This is a genomic window from Psychrobacter sp. FME5 (genome assembly GCF_014861375.1).
Taxonomy (GTDB): Bacteria; Pseudomonadota; Gammaproteobacteria; order Pseudomonadales; family Moraxellaceae; genus Psychrobacter.
In genome coordinates, this window is sequence record NZ_RRYX01000008.1 from 1 (window position 1) to 22,154 (window position 22,154).

At 42.9% G+C, this 22,154-nt stretch carries 21 protein-coding genes; 3 read left to right on the forward strand and 18 right to left on the reverse strand.

The window, feature by feature from the left end; all coding sequences use genetic code 11:
• Positions 1 to 79 precede the first annotated feature (79 nt).
• The 4 genes from EI161_RS02400 to ubiG form a co-directional block, all read right to left on the reverse strand.
• Positions 80 to 346, reverse strand: a complete 267-nt coding sequence (locus tag EI161_RS02400) for a DksA/TraR family C4-type zinc finger protein (protein ID WP_192522719.1) — start codon at positions 344 to 346, stop codon at positions 80 to 82.
• A gap of 113 nt (positions 347 to 459) precedes the next feature.
• Complete coding sequence (locus tag EI161_RS02405) at positions 460 to 1,272, reverse strand: YciK family oxidoreductase (RefSeq protein ID WP_192528896.1); 813 nt, start codon at positions 1,270 to 1,272, stop codon at positions 460 to 462.
• 87 nt (positions 1,273 to 1,359) lie between these two features.
• On the reverse strand, positions 1,360 to 2,070 hold the full coding sequence (locus EI161_RS02410; RefSeq protein WP_192528897.1) for an HAD family hydrolase: 711 nt from the start codon (positions 2,068 to 2,070) through the stop codon (positions 1,360 to 1,362).
• Between the two features lie 65 nt (positions 2,071 to 2,135).
• Positions 2,136 to 2,972, reverse strand: a complete 837-nt coding sequence (ubiG, locus tag EI161_RS02415) for a bifunctional 2-polyprenyl-6-hydroxyphenol methylase/3-demethylubiquinol 3-O-methyltransferase UbiG (protein WP_192528898.1) — start codon at positions 2,970 to 2,972, stop codon at positions 2,136 to 2,138.
• Positions 2,973 to 3,354: 382 nt separating this feature from the next.
• Between ubiG and EI161_RS02420 the strand changes: the two genes are divergently transcribed.
• Entirely contained in the window at positions 3,355 to 3,975 is a 621-nt protein-coding gene (locus EI161_RS02420) for a thiol:disulfide interchange protein DsbA/DsbL (protein ID WP_192522723.1), read from the forward strand.
• 253 nt (positions 3,976 to 4,228) lie between these two features.
• Here EI161_RS02420 and yjgA read toward each other — a convergent pair whose 3' ends face one another.
• From yjgA to mazG, 8 genes are all read right to left on the reverse strand, one after another.
• The gene (yjgA, locus tag EI161_RS02425) at positions 4,229 to 4,744 is read right to left on the reverse strand and encodes a ribosome biogenesis factor YjgA (RefSeq protein ID WP_192522724.1); all 516 of its coding nucleotides are present in this window, start codon (positions 4,742 to 4,744) and stop codon (positions 4,229 to 4,231) included.
• Positions 4,745 to 4,838: 94 nt separating this feature from the next.
• Positions 4,839 to 5,786 (reverse strand): RNase adapter RapZ, encoded by a 948-nt coding sequence (gene rapZ, locus EI161_RS02430; protein WP_192522744.1) that lies wholly within the window; start codon positions 5,784 to 5,786, stop codon positions 4,839 to 4,841.
• A gap of 114 nt (positions 5,787 to 5,900) precedes the next feature.
• Entirely contained in the window at positions 5,901 to 6,788 is an 888-nt protein-coding gene (panC, locus tag EI161_RS02435; RefSeq protein ID WP_192522745.1) for a pantoate--beta-alanine ligase, read from the reverse strand.
• Between the two features lie 81 nt (positions 6,789 to 6,869).
• The gene (panB, locus tag EI161_RS02440) at positions 6,870 to 7,670 is read right to left on the reverse strand and encodes a 3-methyl-2-oxobutanoate hydroxymethyltransferase (protein ID WP_192522725.1); all 801 of its coding nucleotides are present in this window, start codon (positions 7,668 to 7,670) and stop codon (positions 6,870 to 6,872) included.
• Positions 7,671 to 7,742: 72 nt separating this feature from the next.
• On the reverse strand, positions 7,743 to 8,273 hold the full coding sequence (gene folK / locus EI161_RS02445) for a 2-amino-4-hydroxy-6-hydroxymethyldihydropteridine diphosphokinase (protein ID WP_192522726.1): 531 nt from the start codon (positions 8,271 to 8,273) through the stop codon (positions 7,743 to 7,745).
• Positions 8,266 to 10,542, reverse strand: coding sequence for a polynucleotide adenylyltransferase PcnB (gene pcnB, locus EI161_RS02450; protein WP_192522727.1), 2,277 nt, complete (start codon positions 10,540 to 10,542; stop codon positions 8,266 to 8,268). The genes folK and pcnB overlap by 8 nt, the downstream gene beginning before the upstream one ends.
• Before the next feature lie 166 nt (positions 10,543 to 10,708).
• A complete protein-coding gene (locus EI161_RS02455) occupies positions 10,709 to 11,113 on the reverse strand; it encodes a ComEA family DNA-binding protein (RefSeq protein WP_192528899.1) in 405 nt (134 codons plus the stop codon).
• The gene (mazG, locus tag EI161_RS02460) at positions 11,097 to 11,963 is read right to left on the reverse strand and encodes a nucleoside triphosphate pyrophosphohydrolase (protein WP_192528900.1); all 867 of its coding nucleotides are present in this window, start codon (positions 11,961 to 11,963) and stop codon (positions 11,097 to 11,099) included. Before mazG ends, EI161_RS02455 begins: the two co-directional genes overlap by 17 nt.
• Before the next feature lie 144 nt (positions 11,964 to 12,107).
• On the opposite strand from mazG, the gene EI161_RS02465 reads away from it, so the two are divergent.
• Positions 12,108 to 13,589, forward strand: a complete 1,482-nt coding sequence (locus EI161_RS02465) for a phosphomannomutase CpsG (RefSeq protein ID WP_225735191.1) — start codon at positions 12,108 to 12,110, stop codon at positions 13,587 to 13,589.
• A gap of 306 nt (positions 13,590 to 13,895) precedes the next feature.
• Here EI161_RS02465 and EI161_RS02470 read toward each other — a convergent pair whose 3' ends face one another.
• The 4 genes from EI161_RS02470 to EI161_RS02485 form a co-directional block, all read right to left on the reverse strand.
• Positions 13,896 to 15,263 (reverse strand): UDP-glucose/GDP-mannose dehydrogenase family protein, encoded by a 1,368-nt coding sequence (locus EI161_RS02470; RefSeq protein WP_192528901.1) that lies wholly within the window; start codon positions 15,261 to 15,263, stop codon positions 13,896 to 13,898.
• A gap of 200 nt (positions 15,264 to 15,463) precedes the next feature.
• Positions 15,464 to 17,134: a glucose-6-phosphate isomerase gene (pgi, locus tag EI161_RS02475; protein WP_192528902.1), complete on the reverse strand. Its 1,671-nt coding sequence runs from the start codon at positions 17,132 to 17,134 to the stop codon at positions 15,464 to 15,466.
• A 3-nt stretch (positions 17,135 to 17,137) separates the two neighbouring features.
• Positions 17,138 to 18,019: a UTP--glucose-1-phosphate uridylyltransferase gene (locus EI161_RS02480; protein WP_192528903.1), complete on the reverse strand. Its 882-nt coding sequence runs from the start codon at positions 18,017 to 18,019 to the stop codon at positions 17,138 to 17,140.
• A 75-nt stretch (positions 18,020 to 18,094) separates the two neighbouring features.
• Entirely contained in the window at positions 18,095 to 19,111 is a 1,017-nt protein-coding gene (locus EI161_RS02485; protein ID WP_192528904.1) for a glycosyltransferase, read from the reverse strand.
• Positions 19,112 to 19,231: 120 nt separating this feature from the next.
• Here EI161_RS02485 and EI161_RS02490 point away from each other — a divergent pair, with 120 nt between their 5' ends.
• Positions 19,232 to 19,948, forward strand: coding sequence for a DUF6270 domain-containing protein (locus EI161_RS02490; protein WP_192528905.1), 717 nt, complete (start codon positions 19,232 to 19,234; stop codon positions 19,946 to 19,948).
• A gap of 302 nt (positions 19,949 to 20,250) precedes the next feature.
• On the opposite strand, the gene EI161_RS02495 is transcribed toward EI161_RS02490, so the two are convergent.
• Together EI161_RS02495 and EI161_RS02500 are read right to left on the reverse strand one after the other, a co-directional pair.
• The gene (locus EI161_RS02495) at positions 20,251 to 21,069 is read right to left on the reverse strand and encodes a hypothetical protein (RefSeq protein ID WP_192528906.1); all 819 of its coding nucleotides are present in this window, start codon (positions 21,067 to 21,069) and stop codon (positions 20,251 to 20,253) included.
• Between the two features lie 4 nt (positions 21,070 to 21,073).
• Entirely contained in the window at positions 21,074 to 22,153 is a 1,080-nt protein-coding gene (locus EI161_RS02500; protein WP_192528907.1) for a hypothetical protein, read from the reverse strand.
• Position 22,154 lies beyond the last annotated feature (1 nt).

Below are 22,154 nucleotides of genomic sequence, written 5' to 3' on the forward strand. Positions count from 1 at the left end.
CTGCAAAAAAACTATACCCGCAGTATCGTAGCGTTTTTAAAGTATTTTAACTATAGTTGATAAAGCACAATATTTGAAGTTAACGTAATTGGCTGTCTTTACTACCGCGACGATTAAACAGCTCAGCGGCCTTCGCTTCTTGCTCCAGCTCATTTTGACAGCCGATACAATGTTGAACCCCTGGCACAGCGACCCGCCGTGCTTCTGGTATCGGCTCGCCGCATTCATCACAAAACTCTGCGCTAACGCCTGTCGGCAACGCACGTCGTGCGCGTTCTAGCGCATCATTAACGGTCGCATCCATTTGCTCATGCTCCGCCCCATCTCTTGACCAGCCACCTGCCATAACTTTATCCTATTTATTATTAACTATAATTAGACCCTATAAAAGTCTTTAATAACAAATAGATGGGGTTATATCCCACTATTTTCAATGTGGCAGTAGTTATAAATTGACAACTAGTCCTTGGGTTGTAACGCCACCACTTGCCCGCGCACCCCTATACTTTCATCACTCATTAAACAAACATAACCTCCCATGATATCCTCTGGGGTTTTAAGAGACATTGGGTTTTCACCTGGAAAAGCATGGGCGCGCATATTAGTACGCGTACCACCAGGATTGATACAGTTAAAACGCAAATTGGTGGTATTTTGTGTCTCTTGGGTGAAGATATCGCTCATACCTTCAACCGCCTGCTTAGAAAGCGCATAGGCACCCCAAAATGCGCGAGGATGGGTACCGACGGTGCTAGAAGTAAAGACAATAGAACCATTGTCAGCGTCTTTAAGCAAAGGTAGTAGTGCTTGGGTGAGCATAAAAGTCGCAGTAAAGTTGACTTTCATCACTTGGGAAAAAGTATCAACATCGTACATCTCAAGTGGGGTCAGTTGCCCGAGCATCCCTGCATTATGCAAAATACCATCCAGCTGACCGACTTCCTTATTAATTAGTCCCTCTAGCTGCTGCATTTCGGCATAGGTTGCGCCTTCTAAGTTCATCGGTAGCATGGCTGGTTGCTTGCCACCAAAGCTCTCAATCTCATCGTAGACATACTCAAGCTTGCTGCTGGTACGCCCTAATAGCAGAACCGTAGCGCCATAACGCGCGTAGGTCAATGCTGCAATGCGGCCAATACCATCACCAGCGCCTGTCACCAAAATAGTCTTACCATCTAGGCAATTATCGGCTGGCACAAAACTGCGTATATCCTCGTGACTTAAAGCTTGTGTCGAGTGTTGCGCGGGTTGTTGTTTAGAATTTTCACTCATGGTATCGCTCACTACTTATCGTTTAATAATTGAGAGGCTAAATAGGTATCTTGCTACGTTAAAATAAAAATTGGTCAAAAATTAGATTTATAAATAATCAAATTTACCAGACTTTAGCAGCAGTTTACTCAATTGCTTGGGTGTATCGGTAATATAATCCGCACCCCATTTCTTGAGATTTTTCTGATCTTCCGGTGGAATATAGCCATATGCTGCCAAAATCGTTGGCATACCAGCCGCGTTGCCAGCTTCGATATCACGGATATGGTCGCCGACATAAATCACGCTTTCAGCTGCACCGCGAGGTATTTCTAGCTTCTCTAGGGCCATATACATTGGCTCTGGATCAGGTTTGGGGCGCGACACATCATCAGGGCAAACCAAAACGGCACAGCGCTCATCTAGTTGCATCTTTTCTAATAATTGTTCTGCTAGATAGCGTGGTTTATTGGTCACAATGCCCCATGGCACGTTTTTTTCCTCAAGCGCGCTTAGGACTTCTTCAAGCTCGCTAAATACACAGCTGTCGACACAAATCTCGGCTTCGTAGTCATCCAAAAACTGCTGACGAAAATCAAGCAAGCCTTCTTCGCTGACCTCCATTTGATCGTTGTGTCGTAGCATCAATTGCACCATTGCTGATGCACCGGCAGAGACTTGCTCGCGAATTTCTGCTTCAGGCGGTGCTTGCCAATTATTTTCGCGGCTCATATTACCAATAATACGGACAAAGTCGGCAGCAGTATCGATTAGTGTCCCATCAAGGTCAAATAAAACTGCTTTTACAAACTGACTCATAATGAATGCTCTTAAGATTGAGGTGAGTGACAATAGTATAAATATAACCGCGTACGGTTTGAGTTTTAGCCCATTGGCTTGTGGACTGCCGTCATATAGTTGACATCGACGTTTTGTGCCAGCCAATAGCGTTTGGTGATAGGGTTATAATGCAACCCAATAATGTCTTGACGCGTAAACCCAGCATCGGCTGCCATTTTGTCTAGTTCGGCTGGAGTAATGAACTTGGCGTAGTCGTGGGTGCCACGATCAAGCAAGCGTAATACATACTCCGCCCCAACGATAGCAAATAAGTAGGATTTGGGGTTGCGGTTAATCGTCGATAGCACACATACCCCGCCTGGCGCTAATAGCTCAAAACAAGCTTGCACAATCGAGCTTGGGTCAGGGACATGCTCCAGCATCTCCATGCAGGTCACCACATCAAATTGACCGGCATGGGTTTTTGCTAGCTCTTCCACTGGAATGTGCTGATAGCGCAAGGTATCATTCAAGCCGCTTTGTTCGGCATGCAGCGCAGCAGCTTTTAGATTTTCAGTGCCCAAGTCAACCCCAGTCACATCAGCACCGCGACGTGCCATAGACTCCGATAATATACCGCCACCGCAACCGACATCGATCACCTTCTTGCCAGCCAGTCCTGTCTCAGCTGTTTTGTGCGCATCATTACCATCATCGCTCTGATAGCCACGCTTGACGTTTTCTTCTATCCAATTTAAACGTAGCGGATTGATTTCATGCAAAGTCGCAAATGCGCCCGTCGTACTCCACCATTCACTCGCCAGTTTATTGAACTTTTCAACTTCGCTGGGATCCACATTGATATTGGCAGACTTAGTATTATCGAGATTACTGCTGAGTTGTTCATTCTCAGAAGGTGGAGAAGATAAAGTTGAGCTCATCGCATTTTTCCTTTATTGTCATTATAGTTTTTGTCGTATACAGGGTACGATTATGCTTTTAATGTTAGCATGATAGCAGCGGTTTTGTCGTGAGTACATCGTCACCGATTGTGAACTGGTTTGCCAATAGCCGATCGTTGTTAACCTCTTAAACTTTAACGATCATAAGCTCAAATATGACAAGCGAAAGGATACGTAAGCTCCCTTTACTAATAACTCACCGCTTTACCATGGTTCTTTAAGAATCGGGTTCACAACTACGTGTGCTTTACGTTATTATAGTCGTTATTGTATGATAGGTCGATGTAAGCGGCGTATGGTCGTTTAGTCATTCTAAAACTTATAAGAACACCTCTGAAATTCGATACCTCAAGGATAAAGTATGAAACGTGTCATCACACTGACTGGTCTGGCCATGGCTATTGGGTTTGCCTCTATGGGCGCACAAGCTGCCGATTATGTCGCTGGAAAAGATTACCGCGTGCTGGACAATCCAGAAAAGATCAGCGGTGATGCTATCATTGTTCGTGAGTTTTTCTGGTATGGCTGCCCACATTGCTACACCCTCAATCCGCATATGGAAAAATGGGCAAAAAGTAAAAGCAAAGATGTGGCATTTTTCAAAACCCCAGCAGCGCTAAACCCTGTTTGGGAAGCCAGTGCCCGTGGTTTTTATGCCGCGCAGTTGCTCGGATTTGAAAACAAAACCCATGACGCGCTATTTGAAGCGATTCACAAAGACGGCAAAAAAATCTTTGACCAATCATCATTAAGTAAATGGTATGCGTCAAAAGGGGTTAATGAGAAGAAATTTAATAGCCTTTATAACTCATTCGCCGTCGGCACAAAAATTGGCCGCTCACAAGCGGGTGCTAAACGCTATCAGCTCTCTGGTGTGCCCGCAGTAGTGGTACAGGGCAAATACGTGGTGACTGGCGAAAGCGCCACTGTGCCTAAAGTTGTTGATTACTTGGTGGATAAGGTCCGTACTGAGAAAAAATAATACCAAACTCAAAAAAATAAAATACATAAGCTGGACACATAAAAAAGCCAATCCATAAATGATTGGCTTTTTTGCAGCTTAGTATTCTACTTTTAGCACTTTATACCTATCTATAGTCAGTGAAACGTAAAATCGATAAATCACGTACTACAGGTACCGTAGCGTTTTTAAAGTATTTTAACTATCTATATATCTATCAACTGAACCAAATGTCCATCGACTGAACCAAGCTCACTTAACTGTGTATTTTTTCTCACTGTTTTTTTAACTGCGACAAAATAGCCACTTCACGAATATAGCTTGCCAAATCTTCTTTTGATTCTGCCATCAGCTCATCATCGTTCATATGCTTAGCATACTCAATCCAGAGCAATAATTGATACATACTATTGTGTTCAGAGGCTTTGTATTGCTTGACGAACTGTTTCAGCGTGCCTTCGTCATTGATATTTAAACGCTCATACCAGCTTTCTATTTTAGAGACTTGCTCTTTGGGAAAAAATGCATCGAACAATGCTTTTACCAACTCGTGGCGATTCTCTTCGCTGATGAGTTTACCGACGCGCTTGGTCTGTCGATTACGGGCATTGGCGCTGGTGATATCAGCCAGTGCCATCAGTTCTGCCATAAAGTAATCGCTGGCTGGCAAAGACTTTAGCTGTTTTTTCGATAAGCTGGCAAGCGGTATCGACAACTGCTGTAAGCGCTCATGGGCTTTTTTGAGCTCTGTGCGCGAAACGCGCATATCCTGTTCTGACCAATCAATCATAAAAGCTCTCTGAGAATAAGGGTAATAAAATAGACACTATTTGGGCGATAACGATGATAATAATAATGACGTCAAGGTAATAATGACTTAACGATTACCAACGGCCTTTTTCGCGGTGTTTAGCCACAACCGTCAAGGCTTCTGGCAAATGTTCAGTGAGATGACGTTGTAACTTTTCAGTGATAAAAACCGAACGATGCTTACCACCTGTACAGCCGATAGCAACGGTTACGGTATGGCGATTATTATGCAAAAAGTCTGGCAACCACCGCGTCAAAAACTTGGCGATATCATCACTCATCTCGCTCACTTCAGGATAATCTGCAAAAAATGCCTCGACTTCGCTATCTAATCCTGTGGCGCTGCGCAAAGCGGCATTCCAATGCGGATTGGGTAAAATTCTAACGTCAAAGACAAAATCGGCGTCAATAGGGCTGCCATACTTGAAGCCAAAAGATAACAGGTTAATCACAATCTTATTATCTGCCCCGACTTGATCGCGTAGGCGTTCTTTTAGCTGATGAATATTGAGCTTGCTAGTATCGATAGTAACGTCAGCGCAACGGGCTATCGGCTCTAATAATTCAATTTCTCTCTTTATCGCCGCTGGTAAATTATATTTGGTGTTTTCAATACCATCAGCATCTTGCGCCATTAACGGATGGACACGACGCGTAGCGTTGAAGCGCGCGACTAAGATTTCCTCTTGCGCAGTGACATAAATGACCTGCACCTTTAATTCGCCATAGACCTGATGCAACTCTTTTTGAATCGCAGCAAAGTTGGAGAGGTCGGCGCGCGGTGAGCGAATATCAACGCCCAACGCCACGCGTTTGATACTACTCTCGTGGATCAACTTATGCGCCGCTTCCGGGACTAGCGATAAGGGCAAATTATCAATGGAGTAGTAACCTAAGTCCTCTAAAGTATTGAGTACAGAAGTCTTACCCGAGCCTGAACGTCCGGAGACAATGAGCACGCTCAGCTTGTCATCGCTCGGTGATGGCGTCTGAGGATTTACAGTGTCACTATCTACTACCATACTATTACCTTGATCCATTACCCGATTGATTGATAGGCTTGCCATACCCTAAACGACTAAAATCTTAAACGGTCTTTATATCTATAGTACGCTATTTATTCGAAACTGATTATGCTATTTAACAATGACCAATTGATTATCTAATAATCGCGCTTTGCCCAGTTTTGCCGCTATTAAAACGATTAACGCTTGTGTTTTATCTGCTAAACGAGGGCCGTCAAAACTAATAGGCTGCAGGTCAGTGGTCTTAACCTCTAAATAATCCATCTCAAATCCAACATCAACAATACGCTGACGAGCGTGCGTTACTAGTGACTGAAATACTAACTCAGTAAGGTTTTCTTCTTTTAGTTTCTGCGCTAACTGCTGGGCTAAATCTTGTAAGACTTGATGCAATACTGGCGCGACTTGTCGTTCAGCTACTGTCAAATACTGATTGCGCGATGACAGCGCTAACCCATCAGCAGCACGAACGATGGGCGCGCCAATAATTTCAATGGGATAACTTAAGTCACGTACCAATTGCTTGATAATCGCTAATTGCTGATAATCTTTTTGGCCAAATATTGCCACATCTGGTTGTACAATATTAAATAGCTTAGAGACGACAATACCAACACCATCAAAGTGACCAGGTCGCGATTGACCACATAACTGAGTAGTAATCGCACCAGCAAGAACCAATGTCGGCGGCGGTAGTACGGGGTACATCTCATCAATACTGGGCACAAACACATGGTCTGCGCCAACCGTCGCTAGTTTAGCCACATCCTCATCCAGCGTACGAGGATAACTGTCAAAATCCTCTCCCTCGCCAAACTGAGTAGGATTGACAAAGATGCTCACTACCACCACATCCGCATGCTGTTTGGCAATTTTGACCAGTTCAAGATGACCATCATGCAGGTTGCCCATCGTTGGCACTAACGCGATACGTTGTTGACCACGATAAGGCTTTAATACGTCGCGCAGTGCTGAGATATGGTGATGAATAATTGGCATTATTGACATTTCTTCTACTGATAATCGTAAAATATATCGACGGAACGGGGTGAGCTACATGCAATGAAAGAAACTGATTAACTAGCTAAATTGATGTTGTTCGCTTGGGAAGCTACCTTCGCGTACTGACTGCTGATAGAGTGCAAAGGCGCCTTCGACACTATGTGCCTGGTTACGCTCATCGGTCAAAAAGTCATGTACAAAACGTGGGACACGGCCGTGAGCCATACCTAGCATGTCATGCATCACCAAAACCTGACCGTCGGTATCTGCGCCAGCACCAATACCGATGACTGGCACTGCAACAGCCTCGGTTATCGCTTTAGCAAGTTCAGCAGGTACGCACTCTAGTACTAACAGCGCCGCACCAGCAGCGACGACGGCTTTGGCATCAGTAAGTAGCTTGTCAGCAGCAGCATCGCCGCGACCTTGGATTTTATAACCGCCAAACACATTGACCGATTGCGGGGTCAAGCCTAAATGCACACAAGTTGGCGTGCCCGATTGCGCTAACGTTGTGACCAAATCACCAAGCTCGCTACCGCCTTCAATCTTGATCACATGGGCACCAGCCTGCATCAACTTGCGGCTATTCGTCACCGCTTCTGGCAGCGTCACATAGCTCATAAATGGCAAGTCCGCTAGAATGAGCGCCTGCTTATTACTACGGGCGATATTGGCAGTATGATAAGCCATATCATCAACGGTCACTGGCAATGTTGAGTCATGGCCTTGTACCACCATACCCAAACTATCTCCAATCAAAATAGTATCAATTTGCGCTTTTTCCATCATGCGTGCGAACATCGCGTCGTAGCACGTCAAGCAAGTAAATTTGGTACCGTCTTTTTTGAATTGTTTTAAAGTAGATAATGTCGTCATATGTCCCTCAATGAATCTGCAATACTTTTTATCTGTCTTCACCCATCATTCTACTGCTGGTTAAAAACTTCATCAATCATTCGATAATAAGGTTAAGCCTGACCAGTCTGCGCTTTGTGGATATTCCTCTATTGGTTTATCGGCAATCACTACTGTTGGAGCAAGCTCGCGCAGCGGTACCAAGACAAAATTACGCTTAGCCAATCCTGCATGCGGAATGGTTAGTTGCGGCTCAGTAATCTGCACTTCACCGTATAATAAAATATCGACATCGAGGCTACGCTCACCCCAATGTCGTAAACGTGCCCGCATAGCCTGTTTTTCTAACTGCTGGCAAAAGGCGAGCAACTCCGAAGGCGGCAATGTCGTCTCAAAACCAGCGACTGCATTGACAAAGTCTGGCTGATCTTGTGGTCCCATAGGCGCCGAGGCATAAAATGAAGACACAGTAACCTCACGTATGTCCTCGTGTTCGCGCATAGTTGCAATTGCTTGCTGCAAATGCTCAACAGGTGAACCAAGCTCATTCGCTAGATTGCTACCCAAACCCACATAGCAGGTTATCCAATTAACGTTGTCCGCATTGTTATCGATATTAAACATTATCGGTACTGGGCTGACGGCGGCGACGCTTCGATGGTACAGGGCCTTTATTGTCGCTTATATGCTTACTTGTAGTGTCATTTACTTTGCGTGCAGCAGGCTGTTTTTTAGCCGCTTGACTAGTTTTATTCGGCTTAGCGTCCGTTACTTTAGCTGATTTATTAGCTTTAGTATCCGTTTTATCAGTAGACTGTGCACTAGATTTGGGGGCTTTTTTTGCATACTTAGCAGCAGGTTTAGATGCGCGCTTAGCTTCTTGTATCTCTACTTGTGCCTCTACGCTATCTGCATTATTCGTGCTAGCTACAGTAGGCTGACGACGGCGACGCTTATACGGAACCGGCTCGTTATTCATACTGACTAACGCAGGTGATCTTGCTATAGAACGAGTAGAAGTTGCTGTCGAAGATGAAGGTTTAGCCTCAGTTTGTTTAGCACTAGACGGCTTAGCTTTAGACGACTGCACACGACTTGATTGCTCAGTTTTCTTGTCAGATTTTGGCTGTATGTCTTCAGTCGAGGTATGCTTAGGGGCTGGTTTTTTCTGCACAGACTCTTTACTGTGCTTAGGGCTTTCATCATCTGTCAATTGCTTTTGGAAGGGCGGCACGACTTTTTCGTGTTCGATGACAAACAATGGCGCAGGCTTAGAGTGATGGCGCTTATTTGCCGCTTGGTGACTGTTATTGGCAAGCGATAATTGCTGTAACTGTGCAAGCTCATGGCTGTCTTGTGTTGCTTGCTGCGACTCATTATCCTTATTAGCACTATTGTTATTGGCACTACCCTGATTTTTATTGCTACCAGACTGCTGAGCAGGGGCCGACTGACTCGCCGCTCGGCGACGGCGTGATGGAATATTTGACGAATCATTTACCATAGTTTGGCTATTCGTACCCTTCTCAACATTATCATTGGCTTTATTTTGCTTAGCAGTATTTTGATGAGAAGTTGAATCATCCGCCGTGCTTGTCTCTGGCTTTTGGCGATTACGTCCACGACCACGTTGCGCTTGTTGTCCTTTTTTATAGGCACCGCGACGAATATTTTCATCAAACTCATCGATGGCTTGCTCTTGATCTTGCTCAGATAAGGTTTGGTAGGTCTGCCACCAGTCGCCCATGCCATTGGTCGACTCTGATAGCGGATGCTCGGCATCACCGCATTGCTCACGCAATAATAAAAAGTCAAAACCTGCACGGAAACGTGGGTGCTCAGAAAGCTGAACGATTTGCTTACTACGCGGGGCGGCCAATTTTGGCTGCAATATCCAAATATCACGGATAAACTGCTCGGCAAATTTTGGAATTGCGGTCTTGATACGCTGACGGTCGATAACTTTACTAGCAGCATGCATTTGCGCTTCAGCAAATGGCATGTTACGTTTTTTGGCTTTTGCCAATTGATGCAGATAATTTTCCCACAGCAATGCAGCGTAAAAGAACGCAGGGTTGATACTTTTGCCAGCCGCAATACGTTTGTCGGTATTGATAGCCACTTGAGTGACCAGTGCACTTGGCTCAGACGGCGGGTAGATAATTAAGCTATCAATCGCGCCCGACTCAAACAATAGTGGCAATAGTGGCACCAAATAACCGCCCGTGAACATCTTTTGTGTCTCATCATAGAGACGATGCGGTGATATTTGCTCGAGTAGCGCCCAGTTACCATCATGAAACTGCTGAGACAACTCTTCATCAAACTCAAAGCCTAATTTGGCTTTGAAACGTAAGGCACGCAATAATCGTACCGGATCTTCTTCGATACGTACCGGCGCATGGCCCAATAGGCGAATGATTTTATTATCGATGTCTTCAAGCGCACCGCAAAAATCATGAACCACGCCTTTTAATGGCTGATAATAAAGCGCATTGATAGAGAAATCACGACGAGAGAAGTCTTGTTTGATATCACCCCAAACATTGTCACGTAGGATCATGCCGTCTTGATTGGTGGTGCCACTGCTGGTTGGTGGACCACGAAAGGTAGCAACTTCAATGAGCTCACGCCCTGAGTAGACATGCGCCAATTGGAAGCGCCGACCGATAATACGGCAGCGCTTACCAAAGACGTCTTTTATCTCATGCGGCTTGGCATCAGTAACGGCATCAAAGTCTTTTGGGCGCAGACCCAACAAGGTATCGCGCACGCCACCACCGACGATATAGGCATCAAACCCAGCTCGGGTTAATGTGGCAATCACTTCAGTAATGGAATTGGGTAATTCAGATTTATTCAGTTCTAACTGCTTGGCGGCACGCTCGGCCATGCATCTACTCCTCGCCGGTATTCTTTAACCACCTCTGACGAACACAGCGTTTATCAGGCGGATGTATCTGCTAGTTTAACAAATTTTACGCTTGCTGGGTGTGTAATGACCGTTACTTACGTGCTATTTTGTCAATATTGGGATTAATTAATGCAAAATACGCTTATTAGTCTTGCACGCTTAAACGCTGGCGATTTTTCTCAACGGTTTTTGTACCGATGCCTTTTACCTTAGTTAATTCATCAACCGTTTTAAAACCACCAAACATCTCACGATACAAGATAATCGCCTGCGCCTTGCTGCTGCCAATACCATGTAGCGAGACCAGTTGCGCTTCCGTCGCCCGATTGATATTAACACTTGCTTGCGTATACGCTTGATTCTGCGCCGTTTCTTGCGCCAATAGATACTCATACGCCATTTGCGGACTATCAAAACAAGGCGCCGCGCTAGCATAATTGAAGGTCGTAATAGTCAATCCTAGACAACAAGCTAGGCCAAGAGTAGCCTTCTTTATTAAGCTGGTTAACGTGGTTAAGCTGGCAAAAGCGGCTTTATGATGAGCGTTCATGCTGTTTCGCCGCTTCCCATAACGCATCCATTTCGGTTATATCACTATCCTCTAAATACTTGCCAGCAGCGGCTAGCTGTTCTTCAATATAGCCAAAACGCGATTTAAACTTATGCACACAAGTCAGAGTTGCGGTTTCCGCATCCAGATTAAGCTTACGTGCGACATTGACTAAGGCAAACATACAATCGCCTAACTCCTTCTCAATATCGCTAATATTAGCTTTAACCTCCGCTTTGGATTTATCGGTCAGCTCCACCTTTAATTCATCGATTTCTTCTTCTAACTTCTCAAAAGCTCCTGCTACGCCTTCCCAATCAAAACCCAGTTTTGACGCCTGCTTTTGTAACTCTTGTGCTTGCATCAGTGCGCTACCCGCTTTGATATTGTCCAAACGACGCTGTGGCTTGCCACGCACTTCGCGAGCTTGCCGCTCTTCCCCTTTGATTTCATCCCAGCGTAGTTTAACAGCGGCATCATCTTTTAGGGTTTCTGCCTCAAACACATGCGGATGACGGCGAATCAGTTTTTCTTGTAAAGTGGTAATAACGTCACTGATATCGAAACGCCCTTGTTCAGCGTACATTTGGCAATGAAAGACCACTTGCAATAGCACATCGCCAAGCTCGCCTTTGATATCTTCGTCATCATCGCTTTGTACCGCTTCCCCTAATTCATAGGCTTCTTCGATGGCGTATGGGATTAAGCTATGATTGCTTTGTTTTTTATCCCACGGGCAATCACTACGCAGCCGTGCCATTAACGCCAATAAATCGTCTAACTCACCGCTAACCACAGGTGTTCCTTGTACTGGTACAGGCGCTGAAACTTCATTGTCTAAAGTAGTCATAAGGGGTACTCTTATTGTTTGATTTATCATATCGTTTGATGTTACGACTAGTGTATCATTTAATATAAACAGCCTTATAATTGCGCCATCTACTTTCATACTTTATTTTATCACTACTTATTATGCGTAAGGATTTTTATCATTATGTCCACTTCTGCAACTACTGACTATCAACCAGCCACTGAATTTAATCCTATTATCATCGATTCATTTAAGGCCTATGATATCCGCGGCGAGCTTGGGGTCAATCTCGACGAAAACATCGCTTACCGTATTGGACGCGCCTTTGCACAGATTTTATTCCAGCGTTATATGGCAGTTGATGCCACCACTGAGCTAAAAAACTTAAATCCAGCTGTCGTTATCGGTAGCGATGTTCGTCATTCAAGTGAGCAGTTAAAACAAGCCAGTATCAAAGGTATTCTAGATGCGGGGGTCGATGTGATCGACTTGGGTATGGCTGGAACCGAAGAGGTCTATTTCGCCACTAGCCATTATCAAGCGTTGGGCGGTATTGAAGTGACCGCTAGCCATAACCCTATCAATTATAACGGCTTAAAACTGGTAAAAGAATACTCAAAACCGATTAGCGCCGATGATGGTTTAGCAGAGATTCAAGCGCTGGCAGAATCAGGGCAGTTTATCACTGATAAGCCTTCTGGAAAGTTGCAGCTATTGACTGATAAGAGTTCCTATATCGACCATGTGATGGCTTTCATCGATACTGATAAGTTAAAACCCCTTAAGCTGGTTATCAATTCAGGTAATGGCAGTGCGGGGCCCGTGGTTGATTTATTAATCGATAAACTGGTGCAAGCTGGCGCGCCCATTGAGGTGATTAAACTCCATCATAGCCCTGATGGTAGCTTCCCAAACGGTATTCCTAACCCAATGATTTTGGCCAATAGAACCGCCACCCAGCAAGCGGTTTTAGAAAACAAAGCCGATATTGGTATTGCCTTTGATGGTGATTTTGACCGTTGTTTTTTATTCGATGAACATGGCGAATTTATTGATGGTAGTTATGTCGTTGGTATGCTGGCGCAAGCATTTTTGAATAAGTATGCTAATGAGTCGATCGTTTATGATCCACGGGTGATTTATAACACCGAAGCTGTTATCAAAGAACATAACGGCAAGGCGGTCATTAGCAAATCTGGTCACTCTTTTATTAAACAAGTGATGCGTGATTCTGGCGCGGTTTATGGCGGCGAGATGTCTGCGCATCACTATTTTCGCGATTTCTTTTATTGCGATAGCGGTATGATTCCGTGGTTATTAACCATTGAGCTGTTGTCTATTACTGGTAAAACCTTGTCGGAACTGGTTAGCGGTTATATCAAAGCGTATCCCAGCTCAGGTGAGCTAAATTTTCATCTCACTACCCATGATGCGCCAACAATTATTAGCGCGATTGAAGAAAAGTTCAGTACGGAAAATCCCACTAAATCGACTCTTGATGGCTTAAGCCTGAACTTTGGGGAGTGGCGCTTTAACTTACGCGCTTCGAATACCGAACCGCTGATTAGATTAAATATTGAAAGTCGCGGCGATGAGCAATTATTAGCAGACAAAACCCAAGACATTCAGCAATGGCTGGCTGCTCAAGGTGCTGTACCTGCATAAGCACTTATGATTGTTAAAAAACAGATAGTTTTATAAAAAAAGCGCCGGTTAACTTTTAGATTAATGGGCGCTTTTTTATAGATTTAGTTTAGGGCATGTCCTCAATCTGAACGAAAGCAACTAAATGGGCTAAAAACGGCTAAATCTTGCCAAACTGTGTCAAATAGCTAGCCAATATCCTGATATTATCAGCACTATTTTCCTTGTTTGGCGACAATTTATCTCATTCTTATCACCATTTTCAAAATGAGGACACGCCCTAGTGCCTGTTGTCTGCTGCGCTAGTTTTGCACTTGATAAAAAGCCTTATTTTGCGCGACCAATGCCCATGTAATCTCCCAGCAGACTATCAATTTGCGAGCGTGTTAAGGCGTTTTGTGCGTCAAATATAGGCATCGCTTGCTGACTTAATTGTGCCACATCCAGCTGATCGTCTGCCGACCAACTGATGATAAAAATTGCTTGCGCTTCATTAAGCTGTTGATAAGGACTAGTAATCAAGTGCAGTAATGGCTGCTGTCCATAAAGTGCGGCAAGCTCAGACTGCGCTTTATCACTGTAAACCAAAGTGCGAATATTATAAGACCATAGCAAGGCTAATAATGGATGAATGGCCGAATCTGCCGTACGCCCTGAGCCCGCTTTATAACTGCCGCCCCAAATCATCACTGTTTTATTATCGATAAAACCATCAAAATACTGCCAAAACTTACGGAATATCAACTCTTTTTGGTCTTCGTTGATATGCATGACCGACTGCAACAATGGCATATCTAAGCTATGTTTTTGGCTTGCCTGTTGTAGCTCAATAAGCTCAGTCGGCAAGGTATTACCACCAAAGCCCCAACCAGCTTGCAAGTAACTGCTACCAACCCTTTTATCAAGTCCCATAATATGACTTACTTGCTGGATATCCACCTGTTGGCTGTCCGCCAAACGTGACATCTCATTCATAAAGCTGACACGCGTTGCCAGCATCGCCATAATGCTGCTGCGGGCAAATTCTATCGTCGCAATATCTGCATGATGAGCCGCGCGGGCATGTTGCATTAAAGGCTTTAACAGCTCTAAATGCTGGCTGCTGTCTGAGGTTTTTTCACCTAATAACCATAACGACGGATTCAACATCGAGCTATAAGCATCACCGTCTTGTAAGAACACAAACGGCACATAATATACCCAAGCGCGCTGCAAACGCTTCGATAAGGCTGAAACCGCACCTAATTGTTCGATACCACTCATAATCAGCGGCAGGTTCTGCTGGTGGCTGTGGTTAAAAGCGGTAATCCAGTTATCTTCTACCCATACTGGCTTGATACTGTCTAAAAACAGCCAATACAGCGACACTGTCTTTTTTTCATCAATAGGACTCATCGCTTCATAACGCTGTATAAGCGCATCAGCACTTTCAGGCAATGCATGACTGATAATCTGTTTTTGCTGCCCATACATCTGCCATAACGCCTGCAAATGATGCTCAAAACCATATTGCTGTAGTTGCTGTGACAGTACCTCTTCGTCTGCATACAGATGAACGTAATGACCGAGACTTGCCAGCACCACGGCACTGGTAATCGCCTCAATGCTATGACCTATAAGGACACAAACCTCATTGTTTTTGACATCTTGTGATTGAGGTTCATAGTTATGGTTATGTAACGTATCAGCGCTCATGAGCTTACCTTTTATTATTTAGGGCGTGGCTTTATTTTAAAAATGGTTATAAAAATGAGATAAATTGCAGTCAAACGAGGAAAATAGCGCAAATAATATCGGGATATTAATCAGCTATTTGACGATGTTTGGCAAAACTTAGCCATTTTTAGCCCATTTAGATACAATCGCTTGAATTGAGGACACGCTCTAGTAGAGGGCTAAAAAGACAGCTGTTGAATATGCTGTAATAGCTGATTGGTAGAGGCATCAAAATGTTCGTTACTGTCGTGCTGCATGGCACCATGAACTGACTCTGCCATCTGCTTACCCATCTCAACGCCCCATTGATCAAACGGGTTGATATCCCAGATACTGGCCATGACATAAACTTTATGTTCATAGAGTGCAATCAGTTCGCCTAAGCTGTGCGGGGTCAGCTCGTCGATCAACAAGGTTGTAGACGGCTGATTGCCTCGATAGTATTTATATTTATCAGCGTCGCAAGCAACTTGCCCATCAATTTCAACGATTGCGTCATTCCCCAACGCCAATACTCGACTTTGTGCCAGACAATTAGCTAACGATAATTCATGCTGCTGCTGCAATGACGCATTTTGTAGCTCGCCACTATAACGGCGCACACAAGCGATAAAGTCGCAAGAAACCTGCTGCGTTCCTTGATGTAGTAGCTGATAAAAAGCGTGTTGAGCATTGGAGCCAATTTCACCCCATAAAATCGGACAAGTATCATAATCAATATGCCCGCCATGCTGCGTGACCGACTTGCCGTTACTCTCCATTTCAAGCTGGGTTAAGTAGCTCGGCAAATAACTTAAACGCCCATCATAAGGTAATACGGTATGCGCATTCACTTTCAAAAAGGTACTGTTCCATACCGCCAGCAAGCCTAACAATACGGGTAGGTTTTCTGCAAAATCCGCCTGGGCAAAATGCTCATCCATACGATGAGCACCGGCCAATAATTGTTTAAACCCAGCCATACCAATGCGAATCGCAATAGCCAACCCAATCGCTGACCACAAAGAAAAACGCCCGCCAACCCACTCCCAAAGCTGTAATTGATGCTCGGGATGAATACCCCAAGCGCTCATTTTTTTGCTATTGGCAGATATCCCGATAAAGTGGCGACGTAATACACTGCCTTCGGTGCCAGCGCGCAGCTTGGCAGTGGCAAGCAACCATGACAATGCCGTTTTAGCATTCGACAGCGTATCAACAGTACCAAAGGATTTGGATGAGATAATAAATAAGGTAGTTTCAGGGTTTAAATGCTTGAGCAAGTTATCGAGCTGGGTACCATCCATGTTAGAAACGAAATGCACCTCAATATCTGTATCTGCCCACTCATCGAGCGCGGTCGTCGCCATTAGCGGCCCAAGGTCTGAGCCACCAACACCGATATTCACCACATCGGTAATCGCTTGTCCTGAAAAGCCGCGCCAGGTGCCATTACGCACCCGATCAGATAATCTGGCAACCTGCGCCAAACTGTGATGCACATCCTTAACCACATTTTGGTCGCTAATTTTCAACTCTGCCGTCTCTGGCAAGCGCAGTGCTGTATGCAAAGCGGCGCGCTCCTCACTGGCATTAACCATCGCTCCTTGCATCAAACTCTTGATTCGCGCTGTTAAATCACAGCTATCAGCCAGACTTAGCAGGCTAGATAACACTCTCTCATCAATACACTGCTTGCTATAGTCCATATATAGCGCACCAGCTTGCGTACTAAAATGCTTAGCACGATCATCATCGTGTGCAAATAAATTGGCAAGTGACCATGGCTGCTCAGCAAGTATCTGTAACTGCTGCCAGTGTTTAGAGCTGCGAGCGCTGCTATACGCTTTATTGTCTTCTATACCGTTCATCAACTACTCTTTGTTTGCTAATTGCTGCTGAGCGAAATAAATAAACGCCTGCATATAAGAGCGCATATCCCCAGCATCATAACTATCGCCGCGCATGGTGGTCACATTGACCCCGTATTCACTAATGAGTGCGTCAATTGCATCTGTCAGTTGAATCTCGCCACCAACTGAAGCTTTAGTATTGGCTAAATAATCAAATATTTTATTACTAAACACATAACGCCCTACTACCGCTAAACGTGATGGTGCGTCTGCTAAGCTTGGCTTCTCTACAAAACCAGCGACTTTAAAGCTAGCATTCAGATCAGCTTCATCAACATCACTGGTATCACTAAACGCTTCATTCAATTGGGCAATACCGTATTTATGCACATCCTCATCAGCGACTTGCTCGACGAGTATCTGTGAATGTTGGTCTTTAGCAAACTCTGATAGCATAAAGGCTAAGTTATCAGCAGTCATATCGCCCGTAAAAGGATCAAGCACCACGTCGGGCAATAATACGGCAAAATCATGCTCACCAATAATCGGGCGCGCAGCGAGTACTGCATGGCCCAAACCTAATGGCTGACCTTGACGTATCATAGAAACCGTCACATCGTCTGGTAGCCAGTTGAGACTATCCGCCAGCTGGTCTTTGCCTTTATGACGCAACTGGTTATCCAGCTCTGCATTGATGTCGAAGTAGTTCTCAATGGCACTTTTTTGCGCGTGACCGACCAAGACGATATGCTTGATACCAGCAGCAATTGCCTCTTCAACCACATAATGAATGGCAGGACGATTACCAAGCGGCAATAGCTCTTTTGGCACGGATTTAGATAATGGCAACATACGTGTGCCAAAGCCTGCGACGGGGATAACGGCGTGAGTGATTTTTTTCATAAGAAGACTACTATATTAAAATGTGTGGTTTTGTGAAATAAACGAATTAGAATCAACTAAGCATAATCTAAATATTTATAGCTCAATAAACTCTACAATGCGCTTAATCCATTGATCATAGTTATAATTTTGCAGCACATGGTCACTAGCATAGCGCATCATTTCTTTTTGCTGCTTAGTATAGCCTTTAGATAATTGCGCAAATAATTCATCCGCTTGCTCTTTACTATCGATGACTTCACACATACCTTCAAAGCGTGTACTGACTGCCAAGCTAGGATTGGTCACTGCTAGCCGACCACAGGCCATAATCTCAATGAGACGGCGGGAGAACATACTGGGAGAGTCGGTCACAGTATTGACGTTTAGGCAGTGCGAATACTGTCTAAATAGCTCTCCTGTCCTATCATAAGGTACAGCAGATTTGATAGTCATATTAGATAGATTGGGATAACGATAAACGTCAGATTTACGGTCAGAGTTACGATCAACGATGGTCAGCCCATAAGGGGAAGTCGCAGTAAAGGCCATATCTTGCCATTGCTGGCGTGCATTGTGAATATGGTGGCTATAGCTACCAACAAATAGACTTTCATTATAACGAGGAGGTAGTGAGGTAGGATGATGAAACTTGGGTTGCACCGCAAAGGGTAGCACCCCTACTTTTACACTATCACCTAAAATAGTTTGATAACGTTTAACACAGTTTTCATCAACGGTCAGAATATATTTGAATAAGCTGGCAGAGTTGATAAAGCGGTTAAAGTGAGCACCGTCTTCTTTGTTCCAAAATACGGCTGGGATATTATATTTATCAGCCAACTCTAAGAGTTTGCGCAACTCAATGTTATTACGCTCAGGGTAACCAGGATAGTTGGCTATCTTATAGCGCCATTTGTCTTTGTGACCGCGCCATGCGGATTCAACTAAGATAATATCAGGCTTCTCTCTACGCCGAAGCTGAAACTGCAATCGCTTTTCAAACAATTTTACAGAATTCATCATACTTAGGGATTGAGAAGTTAAGTCATCACTAATCAATGCTACTATTAACTGTACGCTAGTATTCAAGCTTAAATTAAGAATTCTCATTAAAATCACATTATAAATATTTAATTTCGTAAAGTATGAGCCAGAACCTTATGACTTATGGGCAGCGGTACAATTATAAACTATACTCTTAGCAGAGCAACTAATTAAGGATATATAACAATGAAAGTATTTATCGCAGGATCCTGTGTGACTAGAGATGCATTTACTCCAGACACTAAGAAAGACTTCGAAAACGTGAACTACTATGCTCGCTACTCGTTAGCAAGGTTAATTTACCCAGAAGTTCCTTTAGAAATATCTGATAAGTTATTTGAACAAAAAGTCTCTTCTGCCTTTCAAAGAAAACTACTAAAAAATGAATTTTCTAACAATCTAATTGAAAGTATCCTTGACGCTGAGTTCGATTATTTAGTAATAGATTGTGTCGATGAAAGATTTGGTTTAATTTATTATAACCAGTCAAGTTATGTAACTAACTCAGATGAACTTAGAAAAGCTCAATTATTTGACTATAAATCTGCTCTAAAAACACCTTGTGATAATAAAGAATTTCATCATTTTTGGCGCTGTGGGCTTAAGAAAATTATTGACGAAATAGGAGTGGATAAAATAATCATTAATAATGTCTATTGGACTAATAAACTCAATAGCGGAGATGATATCTCAACGGTGGAGAACGTAAAGCGTTGTAATAAAATGGTTTCTAATTTATATCAAATAGCAAAGGAAGAAGGCATTCCCGAAAATAATTTTGTTAATTATCCCAGTAGTATTTTGATTGGCGATGCTAATCACAGATGGGGACCTTCACCATTTCACTATATTCAAGACGTATATGATTACTTCATCAACTACATGCACAACCTTAAAAAATAGAATCATTAAAATAATATGGCTTTAATCTTACTTTGAGCAATAAATACTCTAAAAAAGTTTAAGAAATATTTACTTATATAGTAATGAGAGAGACCTTTATTTAAATATAGTCAGCTGAAAATAAAAATGTTATATAAGTTTAAATACGCTACTGGGATGAATTTTACTTGCGTGCTGTGCCTACGCCGACAGAGGCTGCGCAAAATTCATCCCAGTAGCGCTATAACACTTTTGAAGCGTATCGGCTATAGTCTCTCTTATATACAGAAGTAGTTAAATAATAAAAAATTAAAAATGCATTTTTAAAGCTGATCAATAGTTTGAAATATCTCTGGTAAAAGCTCCTTCGGTTCAGCTGCATGGCCAGATTCATGATCATATACTAAAGCTCTAATACTTCCTGTCTGAATAGAAATAGGATTTCCAATAGAGTTCATATCAAAACCCACTCCCTTTAAAAAAGGAATAAAATGCCTTTCATAATGCAACTTATCAACAGTATTTTGAATATAGATAATATCAGGTACATTAATTTTAAAGTTACTTAGAGCATCAAAGCTTAAATCACTATCTAACAATGATACATCATAGCCTGGCCAGCAGCTCTCGAGATATTTATCAACTGGTTGTCTTCTATGCTCAGACAGTTTAACTTGAGGGTTAATAGTTACAGCTACAGTTGCATATTTATCTATATTACAGGCTAGCTGGATTGCTGCAAAGCCTCCACCACTTGAACCATAAGGAACTATTTTTTCTGTTTGAAGGTAACCAGCAACTTTTTCAACAAACCTTGCAATATGTTTATCAACTTTACTATTAAGATTACCTATATACCAAGCCAATGATAGATCAGCATGCTTTAGAAGAGTAGGATCAGTGATAAATAAAACAGAACCTGGGAACTTATCACTCCATGACCAGCGATGATAGCAAACTCTACCTTTATAATCTTCAGATACAGCACCGTTCAATACTACAAACAACTTATCTGAACCCTTCTTTAAATATAAATAGGCCGAAAAAGGAAAATCCAGCATCTCACCCTTAAAGTTAACCTGAGTTTTATTATTACTCAGAGCATAACTGAGTTTTTCATCCACTAAATCTAAATAATTCATAATATTAATATGTATCCTGATTATATACCACGTTATATTCTAGAAATAGCTTAGCTCGCTGCTCAGGGGTTAGTAATTTCCGTTCATTAAGATTATCATATAAATCTATCAGCATCTCTGCACGTGATAAAGCCGAAAAAAACTTCTGAAAATGACTGATAATCTTATTAGATTCTTGAATTGCAAAATCTCGATCATTAGCTATTTGACTTAAATAAGGTGTAAGCTCTTCAATGCTTTTCTGTACATGAATTGCTGGATAAACCTCCTGCATCCTGCTATCACCTACAGCAGCTATCGGTAGACCACTTGCTGCATATTGGATAATACGGCTAGGGAACTGAAAATAACCAAGATCAGCTAATTCTGGAAAATTATAATCTAAGCCTTCGTACTCTTTAAAAAACTGAGGAATACTCACACCCACTTTAGCACGTGAAAGCACATCGCTCACCAAATTAGTATGAAGATATGCCTCTTTAAGAAATCCTCCATGAATTCCATAAGGATCAGAATCTACTAATCCATACACTTTCTTTACAAAAGGCAATGCACCAAATTCAAGATATCTTTTTTGACGTACCTGTCCATTCATATTACCTAAAAACACCAAATCCATCTCGGGAACATGCTTATTAAACACGATAGGAAAACTAATGTGATCTGTCCAAAAAGGGAAATTAAAACCCTTTACATGGCCTTTATCTTCATAAAATTTTAGAACTTCAGTATAACCGCAATGAAGCACTATATCGTACGCATCCACTACATGTTTATAACAGTTTTTATAAAGAACAGGATCGTCTGATAGCCATATTGATGTCTTCATGGACCTACCAAGATAAGATACCATCTCTGTTGTCAGATTCATCGGTCTAAAAGATATAAGTAAATCATAGCCTTTTTCTTCTACTTCCTTCACCTTTTTCCACATGAACTCTAGATCTTTTTCTTTTTCAATCATTGAATGACCGTGTAAAATTAGATCAGTAAAATCCACTTCATGCCCAAGATATCTTAAGGCACGCTGCAAGCTTTCCGCTAAATGCCTCTCTAAAATAGTATCAAATAATATGATTTTCATT